Annotated in this window: 17 protein-coding genes, 1 tRNA gene and 1 pseudogene; 7 read left to right on the forward strand and 12 right to left on the reverse strand. The window is 69.5% G+C overall.

The annotated features are described in order from the left end of the window. The 6 genes from ACLN58_RS08915 to ACLN58_RS08940 all read right to left on the reverse strand — a co-directional run. Positions 1–1,577 (reverse strand): radical SAM protein (locus ACLN58_RS08915; protein ID WP_415854909.1); only part of this gene is annotated, 1,577 nt, incomplete at its 3' end. Continuing rightward, complete coding sequence (locus ACLN58_RS08920; protein ID WP_241053921.1) at positions 1,574–1,969, reverse strand: hypothetical protein; 396 nt, start codon at positions 1,967–1,969, stop codon at positions 1,574–1,576. The genes ACLN58_RS08920 and ACLN58_RS08915, both read right to left, overlap by 4 nt. Continuing rightward, positions 1,966–2,286 (reverse strand): DUF427 domain-containing protein, encoded by a 321-nt coding sequence (locus tag ACLN58_RS08925; RefSeq protein WP_241053922.1) that lies wholly within the window; start codon positions 2,284–2,286, stop codon positions 1,966–1,968. The genes ACLN58_RS08920 and ACLN58_RS08925 overlap by 4 nt, the downstream gene beginning before the upstream one ends. Before the next feature lie 11 nt (positions 2,287–2,297). Next, on the reverse strand, positions 2,298–3,089 hold the full coding sequence (locus ACLN58_RS08930) for a Crp/Fnr family transcriptional regulator (RefSeq protein WP_241053924.1): 792 nt from the start codon (positions 3,087–3,089) through the stop codon (positions 2,298–2,300). Next, a complete protein-coding gene (locus ACLN58_RS08935) occupies positions 3,086–3,544 on the reverse strand; it encodes a hypothetical protein (protein ID WP_241053926.1) in 459 nt (152 codons plus the stop codon). Before ACLN58_RS08935 ends, ACLN58_RS08930 begins: the two co-directional genes overlap by 4 nt. Positions 3,545–3,647: 103 nt before the next feature. Beyond that, positions 3,648–5,015, reverse strand: a complete 1,368-nt coding sequence (locus ACLN58_RS08940) for a dihydrolipoyl dehydrogenase family protein (RefSeq protein WP_415854910.1) — start codon at positions 5,013–5,015, stop codon at positions 3,648–3,650. A gap of 71 nt (positions 5,016–5,086) precedes the next feature. Here ACLN58_RS08940 and ACLN58_RS08945 point away from each other — a divergent pair, with 71 nt between their 5' ends. The 5 genes from ACLN58_RS08945 (at position 5,087) to ACLN58_RS08965 (ending at position 9,479) form a co-directional block, all read left to right on the forward strand. After that, the gene (locus ACLN58_RS08945) at positions 5,087–5,740 is read left to right on the forward strand and encodes a class I SAM-dependent methyltransferase (protein ID WP_241056404.1); all 654 of its coding nucleotides are present in this window, start codon (positions 5,087–5,089) and stop codon (positions 5,738–5,740) included. 133 nt (positions 5,741–5,873) lie between these two features. Further along, complete coding sequence (locus ACLN58_RS08950) at positions 5,874–6,251, forward strand: DUF427 domain-containing protein (protein ID WP_241053929.1); 378 nt, start codon at positions 5,874–5,876, stop codon at positions 6,249–6,251. A 47-nt stretch (positions 6,252–6,298) separates the two neighbouring features. Next, complete coding sequence (locus ACLN58_RS08955; protein WP_241053930.1) at positions 6,299–7,654, forward strand: dihydrolipoyl dehydrogenase family protein; 1,356 nt, start codon at positions 6,299–6,301, stop codon at positions 7,652–7,654. Positions 7,655–7,715: 61 nt separating this feature from the next. Next, complete coding sequence (gene lgt / locus ACLN58_RS08960; protein ID WP_415854911.1) at positions 7,716–8,603, forward strand: prolipoprotein diacylglyceryl transferase; 888 nt, start codon at positions 7,716–7,718, stop codon at positions 8,601–8,603. 468 nt (positions 8,604–9,071) lie between these two features. Continuing rightward, on the forward strand, positions 9,072–9,479 hold the full coding sequence (locus ACLN58_RS08965) for a DUF427 domain-containing protein (RefSeq protein ID WP_415854916.1): 408 nt from the start codon (positions 9,072–9,074) through the stop codon (positions 9,477–9,479). A 314-nt stretch (positions 9,480–9,793) separates the two neighbouring features. On the opposite strand, the gene ACLN58_RS08970 is transcribed toward ACLN58_RS08965, so the two are convergent. Continuing rightward, positions 9,794–9,997: a trehalase-like domain-containing protein gene (locus tag ACLN58_RS08970; RefSeq protein WP_255731871.1), complete on the reverse strand. Its 204-nt coding sequence runs from the start codon at positions 9,995–9,997 to the stop codon at positions 9,794–9,796. Between the two features lie 337 nt (positions 9,998–10,334). Then, a pseudogene (gene trxA, locus ACLN58_RS08975) lies at positions 10,335–10,652 on the reverse strand (thioredoxin); the annotation flags it as partial. A 539-nt stretch (positions 10,653–11,191) separates the two neighbouring features. Between trxA and ACLN58_RS08980 the strand changes: the two are divergent. Next, positions 11,192–11,278, forward strand: a tRNA-Leu gene (locus ACLN58_RS08980). Between the two features lie 140 nt (positions 11,279–11,418). Here ACLN58_RS08980 and ACLN58_RS08985 read toward each other — a convergent pair. Beyond that, a complete protein-coding gene (locus ACLN58_RS08985; protein WP_415854912.1) occupies positions 11,419–12,618 on the reverse strand; it encodes an epoxide hydrolase family protein in 1,200 nt (399 codons plus the stop codon). Positions 12,619–12,732: 114 nt separating this feature from the next. Here ACLN58_RS08985 and ACLN58_RS08990 point away from each other — a divergent pair, with 114 nt between their 5' ends. After that, positions 12,733–13,338 (forward strand): TetR/AcrR family transcriptional regulator, encoded by a 606-nt coding sequence (locus ACLN58_RS08990; RefSeq protein WP_415854913.1) that lies wholly within the window; start codon positions 12,733–12,735, stop codon positions 13,336–13,338. A gap of 119 nt (positions 13,339–13,457) precedes the next feature. Here ACLN58_RS08990 and ACLN58_RS08995 read toward each other — a convergent pair whose 3' ends face one another. The 3 genes from ACLN58_RS08995 to ACLN58_RS09005 all read right to left on the reverse strand — a co-directional run. Next, positions 13,458–13,850 (reverse strand): VOC family protein, encoded by a 393-nt coding sequence (locus ACLN58_RS08995; RefSeq protein ID WP_415854914.1) that lies wholly within the window; start codon positions 13,848–13,850, stop codon positions 13,458–13,460. Positions 13,851–13,924: 74 nt separating this feature from the next. Continuing rightward, positions 13,925–14,803, reverse strand: a complete 879-nt coding sequence (locus ACLN58_RS09000; protein WP_415854917.1) for a MaoC/PaaZ C-terminal domain-containing protein — start codon at positions 14,801–14,803, stop codon at positions 13,925–13,927. A gap of 41 nt (positions 14,804–14,844) precedes the next feature. After that, positions 14,845–15,474 (reverse strand): SDR family oxidoreductase (locus ACLN58_RS09005; RefSeq protein ID WP_415854915.1); only part of this gene is annotated, 630 nt, incomplete at its 5' end.

Raw genomic sequence — 15,474 nt, forward strand, 5'->3', positions numbered from 1 at the left:
TGGGACGGGTGGCTCCCTGTCCCCGCTCCGTCGGCTGAGGGCCGTCCGCCGTCGGCGGCGGTCTTGGACCCGTACGGTGTCGGGGCGAGGAGGTGCTGGATGCCGGCGGCGTTGGGGGCGACGTCGGCGACCGCGACACCGGACATCTGGGAGCGGACCTGTTCGCGGTAGCCGACCGAGTTGTAGGCGCAGAACGGGATGAGCCTCCCGTCGGGGGTGATCTCCTCGACGCAGCACTTCATGAGCTGCTTGACGTTGAGGGTGTAGGGGTCCTGAAAGTCCTGGACGACGATCATGAACGCCTTCTCTCCCAGGTCCTGGGCGGCGGCGGGGAGGTCGATGCCGCAGCTGGCGCATTCGAGCTCCGCGGCCGTGGTCGCCAGGCTCCGGGCGGTGGTGTCGGAGCCCATGCTGGCCGACGCGCTCCAGAGGGCCTCGAGCGCGGCGCGGACATCGGGGTCGGGCAGGACCCGGTTGGTGACGTAGTCCATGTACTCGTCGAGGTCGATCAGCCGCGGGATCGGCACCACGTTGGTCCCCTCCTCGGTCCTGTCCACCAGGAGGTAGGTGATGGAGCGGCAGGTCGGGAAGCAGCACGGGACGGGGAAGAAGTCCTCGGGGACGAACCAGTCCGAGCACTGCTCGGCCACGAGCCGGATCACGTCCGGGTTGGTGAGCCGGTTCAGCGGGTCGAACTCGTGGTGGCGCCCGGAGTGGGTGACCGGCTGGAAGGCGACCGAGCGGACCGCGGGGTGCTCGATGCCGAACCGGACGATGTCCCCGACCTCGTGCTCGTTCAGCCCCCGTTCGACGGCCGCGACCAGGGTGACCGGGAGTCCTGCCTCGGCGCAGTTGTCCAGGGCGCGGCGCTTGCGCTCTAGGAGGTTCTTCCCCCGCAGGGCGAGATGGGTCTGCTCGTCGAATCCGTCGAACTGCAGGTAGACGCTCACGGTCTTCCCGGGCCTGCGGTTGCGCTCCCCGAGCGCGGCGACGAAAGCCTTGTCTGTGGCGAGGCGGATCCCGTTGGTGTTCAGGGTGACGGTGCGGATGGGACGCTCCTGGGCGAGGTCGATGAAGGCCAGGATGTCCCTGTGGATGGTCGGCTCCCCGCCGGAGAGCATGACGACCTCGGGCTCGCCCTCGGCGGCGACGAACGCGTCCAGCATGGTGGCGCACTGCTCCCGGGTGATCGAGTAGCCGTCGGGCTGGTGGCCGGAGTCCGCGAAGCAGATGGGGCAGTCGAGGTTGCAGCCGGTGTTGACCTCGATGATGCCCAGGCAGGCGTGCTGCTTGTGCGCCGGGCACAGGCCGCAGTCGCTGGGGCAGCCCTCGGCGACCTCGGTCTGCGTGGTCAGGGGCAGGGTGCCGGGCTTGTTGTACTTGCCCGAGGAGAGGTAGGCCTCGGCGTCGCTGTAGACGAGCGCCTCGAACTCGCCGTGCTCCCGGCAGCGCTTGCGGAGGTAGACCTTCCCCTCGCGGATGTTGACCTCGGCGTCCAGAACGGTCTTGCAGACCGGGCAGATGCTCTTGGTGTACTCGACGAAGACTTCGCTGCGGGTCGTGCGTTCGATGCTCATGAGGCGAGGTTTCCTAACCAGGTCGTGATCCAGTACAGGGCGGTGTAGGTGGCCAGGCCCGCGGCGAGGGCGGCGGCGATGCCCTTCCATGCGGCGCGGACCCCCGTTCGGGTGCAGGCCCGGCGGCGGCGGAGGATCCACCAGACCAGGCCCGCGGTCACGGCGAGGCCGGCGATGCGGAAGGCCCAGCTCCAGCTGTCATAGAGGTCCGTAGCGAGCGCGAAGGCCGTGGCTGCGCTCATCGCGCCGGCCAGGGCCAGGACCGTGGGACCGACGCAGCACAGGATCGCGGCCACGCCGCCGGCTACCCCTGCCCACCACAGCCCCTTCCCCGGCGAGGGGGCGCGGGCGACGACGCGCTCGGCGGCGTCCGCCGCTCGGGGCCCGCTCACCTGGCGTCTTCCCGGACGGTGATCCCGGTGCCCTGCTCGAAGGCGACCATGCCCTTGATCCGGCGGGCCAGCGGGGAGGGCTTCGGGTAGGACCACGCGGCGTTGGGCAGGCGGATGCCGTCGACGGTGGCGTGGTGGTAGCGGGCGATGCCCTTCCAGAAGCACAGGGTCCGCAGCCGGCTGTCCGAGAGGACGCCGGACCGGAGGGAGTCGGGAGGGAAGTAGAAGTTGCCCTCCAGGAACACAGTGTGCCCGGAACGGGCGATGCAGGTCTCCCCGTACCAGGCGGTGACCGTGGGCTGCGCTTCGGGTGCCACGGGGTCTCCTCTCATGCGGTGCCGCGGGCGATGGCCCGCAGCCTGACGGGGTCGATGAGGGTGATCCGTCCCCGGCCCTGGCGGATGAGGCCTCGGGAGGCGAAGTCGGAGAGGATCTTGCTCGTTGCCTCGCGGGTGGCGCCTAGGAGTCCTGCGACCTGCTCGTGGGTGAGCCGGATGGTGGGGGCGCGCCCGAACCGGGCCGAGGAGGGCCATTGGGCCATGCCGAGCAGGGTCGAGGCGACCCGGGCGGGCAGGGGGCGCAGGGCCAGGTCGGAGAGGCGGCCTTCGAGCTCGGCGACGCGTTCGCCCAGCAGCCGGGAGATCCGCACGGCGATGCGGGGGTCGGAGAGCAGGAACCGCTCGACGTCCTCCACGCCGAGGTGGCAGACCATGGAGTCCTCGATGGCCTCGGCATAGCTGTCGTACATGCGCTGGCCGACCAGGACCATCTCCCCGAACACCGCGCCGGGTTCGAGGATTGCCATGGTCAGGGCCTTGCCGTCCTCGGCCACGCGGAACACCCGCACTCGCCCGGTCTTGAGGATGAACAGGGCCTTGACCGGCTGGGCCTGGCTGTAGAGGAGCTCGCCGCGGCGGAAGAGCTTCGCGGGGGCCATCATGTCCATCTCGCGGATCTCTGCCGCGGACAGGTCGGCGAAGAGGTCCACTTCGTTCAGGCACGCGAACGTTCCGCCGTCGGCCAGGAGGGCCTCCAGCGGGTCGGTCTCGCGCGCCTCCGGGGACCAGGGCTTGGCCTTGGCGGCCCCGGAGGCGAGCTCGTCACGGCACTCGTCGTTCACGAGTGCGCCTTCCGGATCATCGCCGTGGCGACCAGGGCGAGGATGAGCCCGTAGACCAGGTGTCCCATGAGGGACATCATGACAGTCGCGTTCAGGGCGAACACGGGCATTCCGAGCATCATCGGCATGGCCAGGAGCGGGCCGATGATCCACAGCACGACCCCGTAGACGAGCCCGGTGATGGTGCCCTTGCCCCAGGAGCGCAGGTAGATGCTGAAGAACAGGGACAGGATCAGGCCGTAGACGACCGAGATGACCAGGTGGATCCCGAAGCCGACCCATGCGGAGTGGGAGCCGACCATGGAGGCGATGGTGGGGAGCATGCCCATCATGGCCATGAGCATCCCGAACACCAGGCCGCCGGCGAGGCCGCCGACGGCCCCGGCTGCCGCCCTGCGTCCCAGGGAGGTGTAGTCGGAGGAGGCTGCGCGGAAGATGGGGTGCGATGCGGACATTGTGTGGGCCGCCTTTCCGTTGGCTTGATTCGTTCTGACAGTGCCGACGCTACGCACCCGGGGGCGGGGCGTTCTGTGAACGAGTGCACACAGCGGACAGAGATCATCGGGTCCGGGCGATGGCCCGCCGCAGGGCGAGGAGAAGGCGGGCCGCTGCCCGCGCGGGCGGGGCGTCGAGGCCGGCCAGGCGGGCCTGGATCGCCGCTGACCAGAGGCCGTCGCTGTGTGTGGGGTAGGCGTGCACGGCCCCCGCCACGTGCTGGGCCTTCAGGCCCGCGTGCACGGCCAGGGAAAGCTCGCCGAGGGTCTCCCCGGCGCGCGGGCCCACGATCGTTCCCCCGAGGATGCGTCCCGAGCGGTCCAGGGCGATCCGGGTGAACCCCCTCGGGTCGGCGTCGGCGACAGCGCGGTCCACGCGGGTGTGCGGGACCGTCAGGGTGCGCGGAGCACCTGCCGCTGTGGGCTGGCCGACTGCGGCGACCTCGGGGGCGGTGAATGCCACCCTCGGCTCGGGGATGGACCCGGCCTTCCGGCGGGTGCCCAGGACGGCGTTGGCCGCCGCGGCTGCCGCGTGCACCCCTGCCGTGTGCGTGTGCCGGCTCCTGGCGGTGACGTCTCCGGCCGCCCACACCCGGGGGTTGGTGGTCCGCAGTGTCTCGTCGGTGACCGCGTGGCCGCGCCCGTCGAGGCGGATCCCGGCCTCGACGAGCCCGATCCCGTGGGTCCGCGGGGCCTTCCCGGTCGCGGCGAGGAGATGTGTGTAGGGCACCTTGGTGCCTCCCGCGGTGCGCAGCGCCCAGCCTGCCCCGTCCTGGGAGACGGCGACGGCGCGGTCTCCGGCGAGCACCCGCACGCCGTCCGCTTCGAGGGCGTCCCGCACGAGGGCGGAGGCGTCCGGGTCCTCCCCCGGCAGCAGCCGGGGTGCCGAGGCGACGACCGTGACCTCGGACCCGAGGCGGGCGAAGGCCTGGGCGAGCTCGCAGCCCACGGGGCCGCCGCCGACCACCGCGAGGCGCTCCGGGAGCCCGGCAAGGGACCAGAGCGTCTCGCTCGTGAGGGCTCCGCAAGGGCCCAGACCCTCGAGGGAGGGGAGGGCGGGTGCTGCGCCGGTGGCCAGCAGGACCGTCAGGGAGGGCAGCCGCCGCCCCTCGAGGCAGACGGTCCCGTCCGGGTCCAGGACGGCGAGTCCGTGCAGGACGCGCACGCCCGCCTCCTCGAGGGCCTCGGGCGAATCGTGTGGCTCGATCGCGGCGATGGCGGCCCTCGCCCTTGCCATCGCGACGTCGAAGCCGAGCCCGTCGCGGGCTGCGGCGATGAGGGCCTTGGACGGCATGCACCCCGTGTAGAGGCACTCCCCGCCGGTCCTGGCCGCCTCCACCAGCGCCACCCTGGCACCGAGCCGGGCTGCGGTCTGAGCCCCGATCAGCCCCGCGGTCCCGCCGCCGACCACCACCAGGTCGAATCCCGCCATCAGTGCCGTCCCTTCATGCTCTCGCGATCCGTGCCCTGCCCCACCATGGCACGGGCGTGCAACGATGGCCTGTGACCGCCGCGGACCGCTACCAGTCCTTCGCCCGCCTGTACGACGTTCTCGCCGGCGAGCCCGTCTACCGGACTGGCCGCCTGCGCGGCATCGCCGGACTGCGCCTGCGCCCCGGCCAGGCCGTGGTCGACGCCGGCTGCGGGACCGGGCTGAACTTCGCCCACCTCGAGGCGGCCCTGGGCCCGGGCGGGCGCATCGTCGGCATCGACGCCAGCTGCGCGATGCTCGACCAGGCACGCAAGCGGATCCGGCGCGCGGGCTGGGCGAACATCGACCTCGTCCACGCAGACCTCACCGCCATCGCCCCGACCAACCTCGCCGACCTCGTCCACGAGGCCGCCCCGCAGGTCGACGCAGTGCTGGCCACCTACTCCCTCTCCGTGACGGGGGACGCCGCGGCCGCATGGGAGCGGATCCTGGCACTGTGCGCGCCCGGCACCAGGGTCGCCGTCGTGGACATGCAGCTGCCCACCGGGCCGGCCGCGGCCCTCGCACCCATCGCGGCCCTGGCCTGCCGCCTCGGCGGCTCCGATCCCTCCGCACACCCCTGGACCCTCCTCGAACACGACACCCCGGACACGGAGGCCTCCTCCCTGCGCGGAGGCCACATCCAGATCCGGGCGGGAACCCCCAGCCGGTCACCCCAGCCCTGAGCCGCCCAGCATCCGGCATCAGCGCACCACGGGCAAGGATCCTGTCTCTGCAATGCAGGACACAGACCACCCGCGCACGTTCAAGTACGGTCGCCGGAGAACAGAGCGCCGGCAGAGGAGAAGGAGCGAGACGATGAGCACCACCAACCGGACGTACCAGGCGGTCTGGAACGGGAAAGTGCTGGCCGAATCCGACCGCACGGTCCAAGTCGAAGGGAACCAGTACTTCCCGCCCGAGTCGATCAACGCCGAGTACCTCCGCCCCAGCACCCACACCACCGTCTGCCCCTGGAAGGGCACCGCGAGCTACTACACCATCGAGGCCGACGGGCGGAGGAACCGCGACGCCGCCTGGTACTACCCCTCTCCGAGCCCGGCGGCCCGGCAGATCAAGGACCACGTCGCCTTCTGGAAGGGCGTGCGCGTCATCGAAGCAGGGACGCGCCAGCCCGAGAAGGCGGCCTCTGGCAGCGGCCTCCTCTCCCGGCTGTTCGGCCACGGCGAGGACTGAGGCGGGGCGGGGAAATGACAGTTGAAGGCACGAGGGAGGAACTGAGCATGGCAGAGCAGGCAGACGTCATCGTCATCGGCATGGGACCCGGCGGGGAAGCCGCCGCGGCCCGACTGGCCCGGTCCGGGGCCTCCGTGGTCGGGATCGAGAAGAACCTGGTCGGAGGAGAATGCCCCTACTACGGGTGCATCCCATCGAAGATGATGATCCGCGCGGCCGACTCCCTCGCCGAGGCCCGCCGGGTCCCGGAGCTGGCCGGGACGTCCCAGGCAGTCCCCGACTTCGCCACCGTCGCCCAGCGCATCCGCGACGAGGCCACCGACGACTGGGACGACACCGTCGCCGTCGAGCGCTTCGAGAAGGCCGGCGGACGCTTCGTCCGAGGCACTGCACGGATCACCGGCCCGAAGACGGTCAGCGTCGACGGGCAGGACTTCGAAGCCTCCCGGGCGATCCTGCTCAACACCGGCACCGACCCCGCCGTCCCACCCATCCCCGGCCTGGCCGGCACCCCGTACTGGACCAACCGCGAGGTCATCGCCGCCAAGGACGCCCCCGAATCCCTGATCGTCCTGGGCGGTGGGCCCATCGGCCTCGAACTCGCCCAGGCCTTCGCGCGCTTCGGCACCCGCATCGAGGTCCTCGAAGCCCTCGACACCCTCCTTCCCCTCGAGGAGCCCGAAGCCAGCCGGCTCGTCGAAGACGTGCTCCCCGCCGAAGGTATCGGCATCCACACCGGAACCCGGGCCGAATCCATCGAGCACGACGGGACCGCGTTCACCGTCCGGGCCGGCGGCCGGACGTACACCGCCGAGCGGCTCCTCGTCGCCACGGGCCGCAGGGTCGACTTCGATGCCCTAGGGCTCGCCTCCATCGGGGTCGACACCGGCGCCCGCTCCGTCCCCACGGACGAGCACCTGCGCATCATCGACGGCGTCTACGCCATCGGCGACATCACCGGGCATGGCGCCTTCACCCACGTCTCCATGTACCAGGCCGGGATCGCCGCCAGCCACATCCTGGGCGAGGAGACCGCCGGGGCGGAATACCATGCCGTGCCCCGGGTGACCTTCACCGACCCGGAGGTCGGCGCCGTCGGCCTCACCGAACGTCAGGCGCGCGAGAAGGACCTCGAAGTCGCGACAGCGACCGCCCAGATCCCCTCCTCCGCCCGGGGGTGGATCCATAAGGCCGGCAACCAGGGCCTGATCAAGCTCGTCGCCGATGCGGAGCGCGGCATCCTCGTCGGCGCGACTTCCGCCGGCCCCACCGGCGGAGAGGTCCTGTCCATGCTCACCCTCGCCGTCCACGAACGCACCCCGATCCGGCGGCTGCGGGAGATGATCTACGCCTACCCCACCTTCCACAGGGCGGTCGAAGACGCCCTCGGGAGGCTGCCATGAGCCACCAACCGGTCCTGGCAGCAGGACCGGCTGAGAACACCCGGGTTCCCCGATGATGTCCATGTCCGTTCCCACGTACATCCCGTCGCCGAACGTCAACGCGGTCAAGATCGGCCCGCTCTCGATCCACTTCTATGCGCTGTGCATCCTCGCGGGCATCGCCGTGGCGCTCTGGCTCACGAGCCGCCGCTGGGTGAACCGCGGAGGCAGACCGGGCCAGGTCCTCGACATCGCGCTCTGGGCGGTGCCGTTCGGCATCGTCGGCGGGCGCATCTACCACGTCATCACCGACCCCGAGCTCTACTTCCTGCCCGGCAGGAACCCGTGGAACGCGTTCGCCATCTGGGACGGCGGCCTCGGGATCTGGGGCGCCATCGCCCTCGGCGGCCTGGGGGCTTGGATCGGCTGCCGGCGAGCCAAGGCGAGCCTTCCCGCCTTCGCCGACGCGCTCGCCCCGGGACTCCTGTTCGCCCAGGCGCTCGGGCGCCTCGGCAACTGGTTCAACAATGAGCTCTACGGGGACCCGACCACGCTGCCCTGGGGCCTCCAGATCCATCAGATGGACCCAGCCACCGGCGCCGCCGCCCTGGGCTCGGACGGAACCCCGATCGTCCTCGGCTACTTCCAGCCCACGTTCCTCTACGAAGCCGTGTGGTGCACGCTCGGCGGATTCGCGATCATCTTCGCGTCCCGCCGGTTCCGCCTGCCGCGCGGGGCCGAGTTCTCGCTCTACGTCATGCTGTACACGGCTGGCCGCTTCGTCATCGAGCTCATGCGCTCGGACTACGCCAATCTGATCCTCGGGCTGCGGGTCAACACCTGGGTCGCCGGGCTCGTCTTCCTCGGCGGCGCGGCATTCGCCCGAGTGATGCTCAGGTCGCGGACGGCGCCGCGGGCCGAGACCGACGTGGCCGCGCAACCCGAGGAGCAGGGGGCTGGCCTTGCCTAGGGCCACCGCCCGAAGCCGGACGCAGACCCCATCCCACATGAGACGGGACGGACAGGAACCACCGACAGCGGAAAGGACCACCGGCCATGGCCGTTCAGATGCAGGAAGAGATGCGCAGGCTCCAGGGGCAGCTGCGCTACGAGCCGACGGCGAAGCGTATCCGCGCTGAGGCAGCGGGCCGAACCCTGGTCGACTCCCGCCGGGCAATCCTGGTCTGGGAAGCCCACCGGGTCATCCCTGGCTACGCTGTGCCCGAAGAGGACATTGCGGCCGAGGCGGCACCTGCCGCCGGCGCGGGGCCTGTCTCGGCATTCGGCCGGAGCCACGGCCCCGGGCAGGAACTGACCCTGTGGGGCTCCGGATTCGCCCTGCCTGCCGCCGCGTTCAGGCCCCGACGACCCGGACCTCTCCCAGTTCCTGCTGCTGGATTTCGGGGCCTTCGACCGGTGGAGGGAAGACGGGCAGGACATCGAGGGCCACCCGCGCGACCCCTTCCACCGCGTCGACGCCCGACCGGGCTCCCAACGGGTTCGAGTCGAGTTCAACGGCATGGTCCTCGCCGAGAGCACCAGCCCGGTGCTGGTCTACGAGACAATGCTCCCCGTGCGGACCTACCTTGCGCGAAGCGACGTGGACTTCGCTCTCCTGGAGCCGTCTGAGCGCACCAGCCTCTGCCCGTACAAGGGACGCGCGTCCTACTGGTCCGTCCGCGGCGCCGACCCCCGGGGTCGGAACATCGCCTGGAGCTACGAGCAGACACTGCCCGACGCGGGACACCTCAAGGACCTGATCGCCTTCTACAACGAGCGCGCCGAGATCCGCTCCGAGGACGCGACGAGCCCAGAACAGGCCCCGGCCCGCAATACCGTTGCCTGAGCACCCACCCGCAGCGCCCGGCCGCCCCGCCATCGGCGGGGAGGTCACGGCTCCTTCCAGCCGCTCCGCCACCAACCGGCTCCTCCAAGGACTCAAAGACGAAGGCTGGGGCCCTGCCGCATGGGTGCGCTTCCTGGGCAGGGCCGCCCTGCGCTCCGGCCGGGAAGCAATCAACCATTCCCCGGCCCTGGCCGAGGCAACGATCCTGCACACCGCATTCGGCGCTTTCCGCCCCTCCGCGCGGCAGGCACTGGGTCGCCGCAAGCTGGCTCCTGTCCGTCACCCACCTCGGCATGCTCGAAGAACGCAGCAGCCTAGGAGTCGCGGGTTGTGCGCAACGTCTCGCGATCGGGACGGATGGACCAGAACCCTGCCCCGGCCCCAAGCAGTCGGCCGAAGACGGCGGGGCTGTCGAAATGGGGGAAGCACAGCCAGTCAATGGATCCGTCCGAGCTGACCAGGGCAGCGGACCGGCAGTCCGAGATCAGGGCGTAATCCGAGATGGGGCAAGGTTCCATCTATTCCGCCTTCCTTAGGGATCTCGGAGCTGACCAGGGCAGCGGACCGGCAGTCCGAGATCAGGGCGTAATCCGAGATGGGGCAAGGTTCCATCTATTCCGCCTTCCTTAGGGATCTCGGAGCTGACCAGGGCAGCGGACCGGCAGTCCGAGATCAGGGCGTAATCCGAGATGGGGCAAGGTTCCATCTATTCCGCCTTAGGGATCTCGCTCGCGGCAGATCTGTGGCCCAAGCCCGCTGCACCGCGCCCGGAATGCCAGACTGCACCCGCAGGAGGACCGCGGCCGCCCCCATGCGGGCTGGTTCTCGGAGCCTACCGATCGGGACCGCCTTGGGCAGGTACTCGGCGAATTCCCGCTCGAGGTGCTCCTTGGGACGAGCGCCGACCACAGAGACCCTCTGCACCCCGCCCTCGAACAGAAGGACGGAGGGAATGGATGTGATTCCGTACCGGGCGGACGTCTCAGGGCTCTCGTCAACATTCACCTTCACCACCTCCACCTTTTCGCCGTGATCGGCCGCCAGCTGCTCCAGAACTGGGGAGAGCATGCGGCAGGGGCCGCACCACTCTGCCCAGAAATCCACGATCACCGGCTTGGCCGAGTCGAGCACCTCGGTGTCGAAGGACGCATCGGTCACTGATCTCGTTGCCATGACTGTCTTCCCTTCCTCGGCGAGCTGTGCGCTTTGCCCTGCGGGGGGCAGCTTTCACGGTATGCCGCAAGGAGAGTCGAATCTGTGTCCACGCGTACACAAGGGATATCCGCAAGCGGTGGGCTCGGGCTGCGAGCGGGTAGCCAATGGCCCTGAGCGCTGCTAAAAGTGCTAACTCAGGTGCTAAAGGTCGTGTACGTTGAGGTATCCGAACGTAATTATCCACAGGTTACATGGCGTGGATCGTTGATTTTCTGCGGCAGAACGCGCACCAGTGGTTTCGGGCGCGAGAGGGCGCGGAGGAGTTCAAGTCCCCCTCCGCGCACCAACGAAACGCCCCGGTCCTAGGACCGGGGCGTTTGGCGTTCCGGCACGGTTGCAGGGCCGACTTTCCGCATGCTTCCGGGCTTTCCAACCAACGACGACGGCGCCCAGCCACCCCGCGATTTCCGTGTCATCCGCCCCTCGCAGATGGTGTAAAGTATTTACTCGTTGCCCCGAGGGGAATCGCTTCAGGCGAGTTTCCGTGGGCGTCATCTGCGCGGGTGGCGGAATGGCAGACGCGCTAGCTTGAGGTGCTAGTGCCCGATTAGGGCGTGGGGGTTCAAGTCCCCCTCCGCGCACCAACGAAACGCCCCGGTCCTAGGACCGGGGCGTTCGGCGTTTCCAAGGTCCCGCGGCGGCGTCGGTGGTGACGGAGAGACGCCTTGTGGCCAAGAAGACGCACTCGAGCCGTCCTATCTGCCAGAAGGCGTCTGGCTCGAAGTCACGCGCTGATAGGGCACGTTTGGCCTAGACATTGGCGCATTCGGAGCGGCCGGAGGCCGGCTCGAATCTCGTCGATGAGGATCTCGGGTTGCTCGAGGGCGGCGAAGTGGCCGCCCTTCTCGGCCTCCCCGTAGTGGATGAGGTTCGTGTACTTGTCTTCGATCCAGGTGCGCGGCGGCAGCGGGATGTCACGAGGGAACACCGTCACCGCCACCGGGAGCGCCAGGGTCGGGCCGGCCATCGTCGCGGCCCGGTTCTCCCAGTAGATCCGGGCAGAGGATGCCGCGGTGTTGGTGAACCAGTACAGGGAGATGGTGTCGAGGATGTCGTCGAGGGCGATCGCGTCCTCGGCCAAGCCCTGGTTGTCGGTCTTGGACTGGAATTTCTCGTAGATCCATGCGGCCTGGCCGGCCGGAGAGTCTGCGAGGGCGAATCCGGGCGTTTCCGGCATGGTGCCCTGCAGGTGGTTCGACCCGCCGAGCGGGCCGCTGTACAGAGCGAGGGTGTCCAAAGCGTGCTGTTCGTCCGGCGAGAGGTTCTCGGGCATCGTCTCGGGAAACGCGTAGGGGGTGTTGAGGTGGATGCCGGTCAGTCCTTCGGGCTGCATCTTTCCGAGGGTGGTCGTCACGACGGAGCCCCAGTCGCCGCCCTGCGCGGCCCACCGGGTGTAGCCAAGGTGATGCATCAGCTTCGCCCACGCCCTCGCGATGCGGTCGACGTTCCAGCCTGTCGTCGTCGGCTTGCCCGAGAATCCGAACCCGGGCAGCGACGGGATGACGACGTGGAAGGCGTCTTCCGCGTGGCCGCCGTGCGCGACCGGGTCGGTGAGCGGATCGATCAGCTTCAGGAAGTCAACGATCGAGCTCGGCCATCCATGGGTCAGGATCAGCGGCATTGCGCTGGGATGCGGCGATGTGACGTGGATGAAGTGGATGTCGAGGCCGTCGATCTCTGTCAGGAACTGCGGGTAACCGTTGAGCGAAGCCTCGAAGCGGCGCCAGTCGTAGTCGTGCTCCCAGTAGCGGACCAACATTTTCGCGTTTTCCAGGCGCACGCCCTGCGACCAGTCGGGAACCGTCTCAGGGTCCGGCCACCGCGTCCGGGCGAGCCGGGACTTGAGGTCGTCGATGTCGGCATCGGAGATGGCCACCGCGAAAGGGCGGATGGATGCCGGTGCCACAGGCGTCGATTCGATCACGATGGGGCCTCCTTGATGATGGGTTCCACGCACAGCACCTCGCTGCACACTGGTGTGCAGTTCGGACGTAGATGGACCGTACTCCATTGCACAGACATGTGCAATCATGGGGGCATGGCGACGGAGACCGCTCGAGCGCGGGCGATGGATGAGACCCGGAACCGCATCCTCGACGTCGCGCGCGAGGTGCTGGGGCAGGACCCGGATGCGGGTATGGGCGACGTCGCGGCCGCCGCCGGGGTGGTGCGTCGGACCGTGTACGGGCATTTCCCTTCGCGGAGCGATCTGGTGCGCACGCTCGCCGGACAGGCGGTGCAGGAGATGGCCGCCGTGCTGGAAGAGGTCGACCGTGACGAGGTGCCCGCCGACGCGGTGTGGGCGGGATTCGTCGACCGACTGTGGCCTCTCGCGCATCGGTACCGGGTGCTGCTGGCGTTGCGTCGCGGCGAGTACGGCGACGAGATCCATGACCTGCTGGGTTCCGTCGACGAGATTCTGGCGGACGTGATCCGGCGTGGGCAGGACGCCGGCGTCTTCGGCCGGCATCTGCCTGCGGAGGCCCTCGGGCGGATCGGCTACGCGGCCGTGTTCGCGATCGCCGACGACCGTCGCAGCGGTCCCGTGTTCGACGTCCGAGCGGCCGCGATCACGAGCCTGCTCGTACTCGGCGTGCCTGCGTCGCGCGCATACGAATTGGCTGCCCCGCTCCGGTCGCCATGACGCCGGCTCGTCGAGGTCCACGCGGACCTCGAGCGCGATCGACCACCTCGCAAGTCCCCCTCCGCGCACATGCGAACACCCCGGTCCGATGGGCCGGGGTGTTCTTCTTTTCGACGGCGCTAGTCCATCTGCGCAACTCCCAACAGGTTCCCTTCGCTGTCGCGGAACCACGCGGCGCGCAGCCCCGACCTCTCGGCGATGCCCTCGACCGTTCTCAGGCTGGGCAGGTCGTAGTCCTCGAACTCGACGCCCCGCGAGCGCAGTTCCCCAACCGTCGCACCAATGTCCGCCGTGCGGAAGGCTATCTGGGTGTGGTCGCCGCTGGCTTTGCCGGTGCTCGGGAAGAGCAGGAACTGGCTACCCTCCGCCAACTCGTAGGTGAGGCCCTCCGCCGACTCCTCAAGGGGTTCAAGACCGAGCTTCTCGGCGTAGAACTGCCGCGCTCGGACTAGATCTTGGGCTGGAATGGTCGTGTACACGTACGCTTGGCCGAGTTTCGTGCTGTGCGTCATAGCAATCGCCTCCGTGGAAGTCCCCCGTCTGAGCGCCTCCCCGGCTGCAGGGTACCCCCGCGTGCGCTACCTCGCTACAGGCGTTCGACCCTCCCCACGAAGTGACGTCGACCCGACGAGGGGCTCCACCCCACAAAGTCGGAGCGGCCCCACGCACCGTGGGAATCTGTCGAGTCCGCGATGTTCAAGCACACCCGTGCTGGCAAGAAGACGGGCGCCTCGAACTTCACGTCCCAGGCAAAGGAGTCGCCCTTGTGGGCGCCGACCTCGGCGAGCGCGCGCGACGCCGTGTACATGCCGTGCGCGATCGACCGCCGCATCCCGAGGGCGCGGGCCGAGATCGAGCTGAGGTGGATCGGGTTGAAGTCGCCCGAGACGGCCGCGTACTCGCGCCCGGTCTCAGACCCCAACCGCCACAGCGCCGTCGGCAGCGGCGCGCGGAACTCTGCCCGCGGCTCGGCCACCTGCGGCTTGTCGACGCCAGGCAGGAACACGCCCTTGGCGAGATAGGTCGACACACCGCGCCACGCGACGTCGTCGTTCCCGGCATGACGCACCTCGGTGACCACGTCGACCTGAGTCCCCGCCCGGTGGCCCGTGAGGCCCTCTGCCCACGCGAGCACGTCGAGGAGGTCGCCGTAGTACACGGGGTGCCGGTATTCGACGCGGTTCCGCAGGTGCACCATGCCGAGCAGGGACAGCGGGAAATCGTCCCGCCCCATGACCGACATCGCGGCCGGAAAGGCGAGCGCGTGGATGTAGCCCGCTGGTGCTACATCCAGCTTGGTCTCCCCGAGCAGCGCTTGGTACTCGGTCATCTTCACGAGGTCCGGAAGGACCCCCGTGACGTGGTGACGAGCGGCTGGGAGGGCGGTCCGACCGGTCCCCCTGCTGACGAGCTTCTTGGCGGCCTCGCGCGCCGCACCGACATAGAGGCGCGAGAGCGAGGGCATCTCGGGGAGCTCGACCGTCTCGATCCCCCGGGCTGGCGCGCTCACTGACCCACCAGATTTTGGCCGCACACGCGCAGCACGTTGCCGGAGATTCCCCCGGCCGCGTCGGAGGCGAGGAACGCGATGGCCTCCGCGACGTCCACGGGCAATCCGCCCTGTTGGAGCGAGTTGAGCCGCCGGGCTACCTCGCGCGTGGCGAAGGGGATCTTCGCGGTCATCTCGGTTTCGATGAAGCCCGGGGCCACGGCGTTGACCGTGCCGCCGCGCGCTGCGAGCCTCGCCGCCGTCGACCGCACCATGCCCACGACGCCGGCCTTCGACGCCGCGTAGTTCGTCTGACCGCGGTTGCCGGCGATTCCGCTCGTGGACGAAACGGAGACAATATGCGCGCCGTCGCCGAAGCGGTCCGAGGCAAGCAGGGCTTCGTTGATCCGCAGCTGGGCCGCGATGTTCACGGCGATGACCGAGTCCCACTTGGCGGCGTCCATGTTGGCCAGGAGCTTGTCGCGCGTGATGCCCGCGTTGTGCACCACGATGTCGAGACGTCCGTGGCGCCCCGCGGCGTGCTCGAGGATGCTCTCCCCCGCGTCGGGCCGCGTGATGTCGAGCTGAAGCGCGGTGCCATGCACTTCGTTGGCGATCCTCGCGAGCGATTCCCCCGCCGCCGGGAC

The sequence above is a fragment of the Sinomonas sp. G460-2 genome, from assembly GCF_047759905.1.
Taxonomy (GTDB): domain Bacteria; phylum Actinomycetota; class Actinomycetes; order Actinomycetales; family Micrococcaceae; genus Sinomonas.

Bases quoted from the DNA above. Each gene is read 5' to 3' on its own strand.
- ACLN58_RS08950 (WP_241053929.1), top strand. From the start codon at position 5,874: ATGAGCACCACCAACCGGACGTACCAGGCGGTCTGGAACGGGAAAGTG.
- ACLN58_RS08970 (WP_255731871.1), bottom strand. From the start codon at position 9,997: ATGGAACCTTGCCCCATCTCGGATTACGCCCTGATCTCGGACTGCCGG.
- ACLN58_RS09000 (WP_415854917.1), bottom strand. From the start codon at position 14,803: ATGCCCTCGCTCTCGCGCCTCTATGTCGGTGCGGCGCGCGAGGCCGCC.
- ACLN58_RS08955 (WP_241053930.1), top strand. From the start codon at position 6,299: ATGGCAGAGCAGGCAGACGTCATCGTCATCGGCATGGGACCCGGCGGG.
- ACLN58_RS08995 (WP_415854914.1), bottom strand. From the start codon at position 13,850: ATGACGCACAGCACGAAACTCGGCCAAGCGTACGTGTACACGACCATT.
- ACLN58_RS08990 (WP_415854913.1), top strand. From the start codon at position 12,733: ATGGCGACGGAGACCGCTCGAGCGCGGGCGATGGATGAGACCCGGAAC.
- lgt (WP_415854911.1), top strand. From the start codon at position 7,716: ATGTCCGTTCCCACGTACATCCCGTCGCCGAACGTCAACGCGGTCAAG.
- ACLN58_RS08935 (WP_241053926.1), bottom strand. From the start codon at position 3,544: ATGTCCGCATCGCACCCCATCTTCCGCGCAGCCTCCTCCGACTACACC.
- ACLN58_RS08940 (WP_415854910.1), bottom strand. From the start codon at position 5,015: ATGGCGGGATTCGACCTGGTGGTGGTCGGCGGCGGGACCGCGGGGCTG.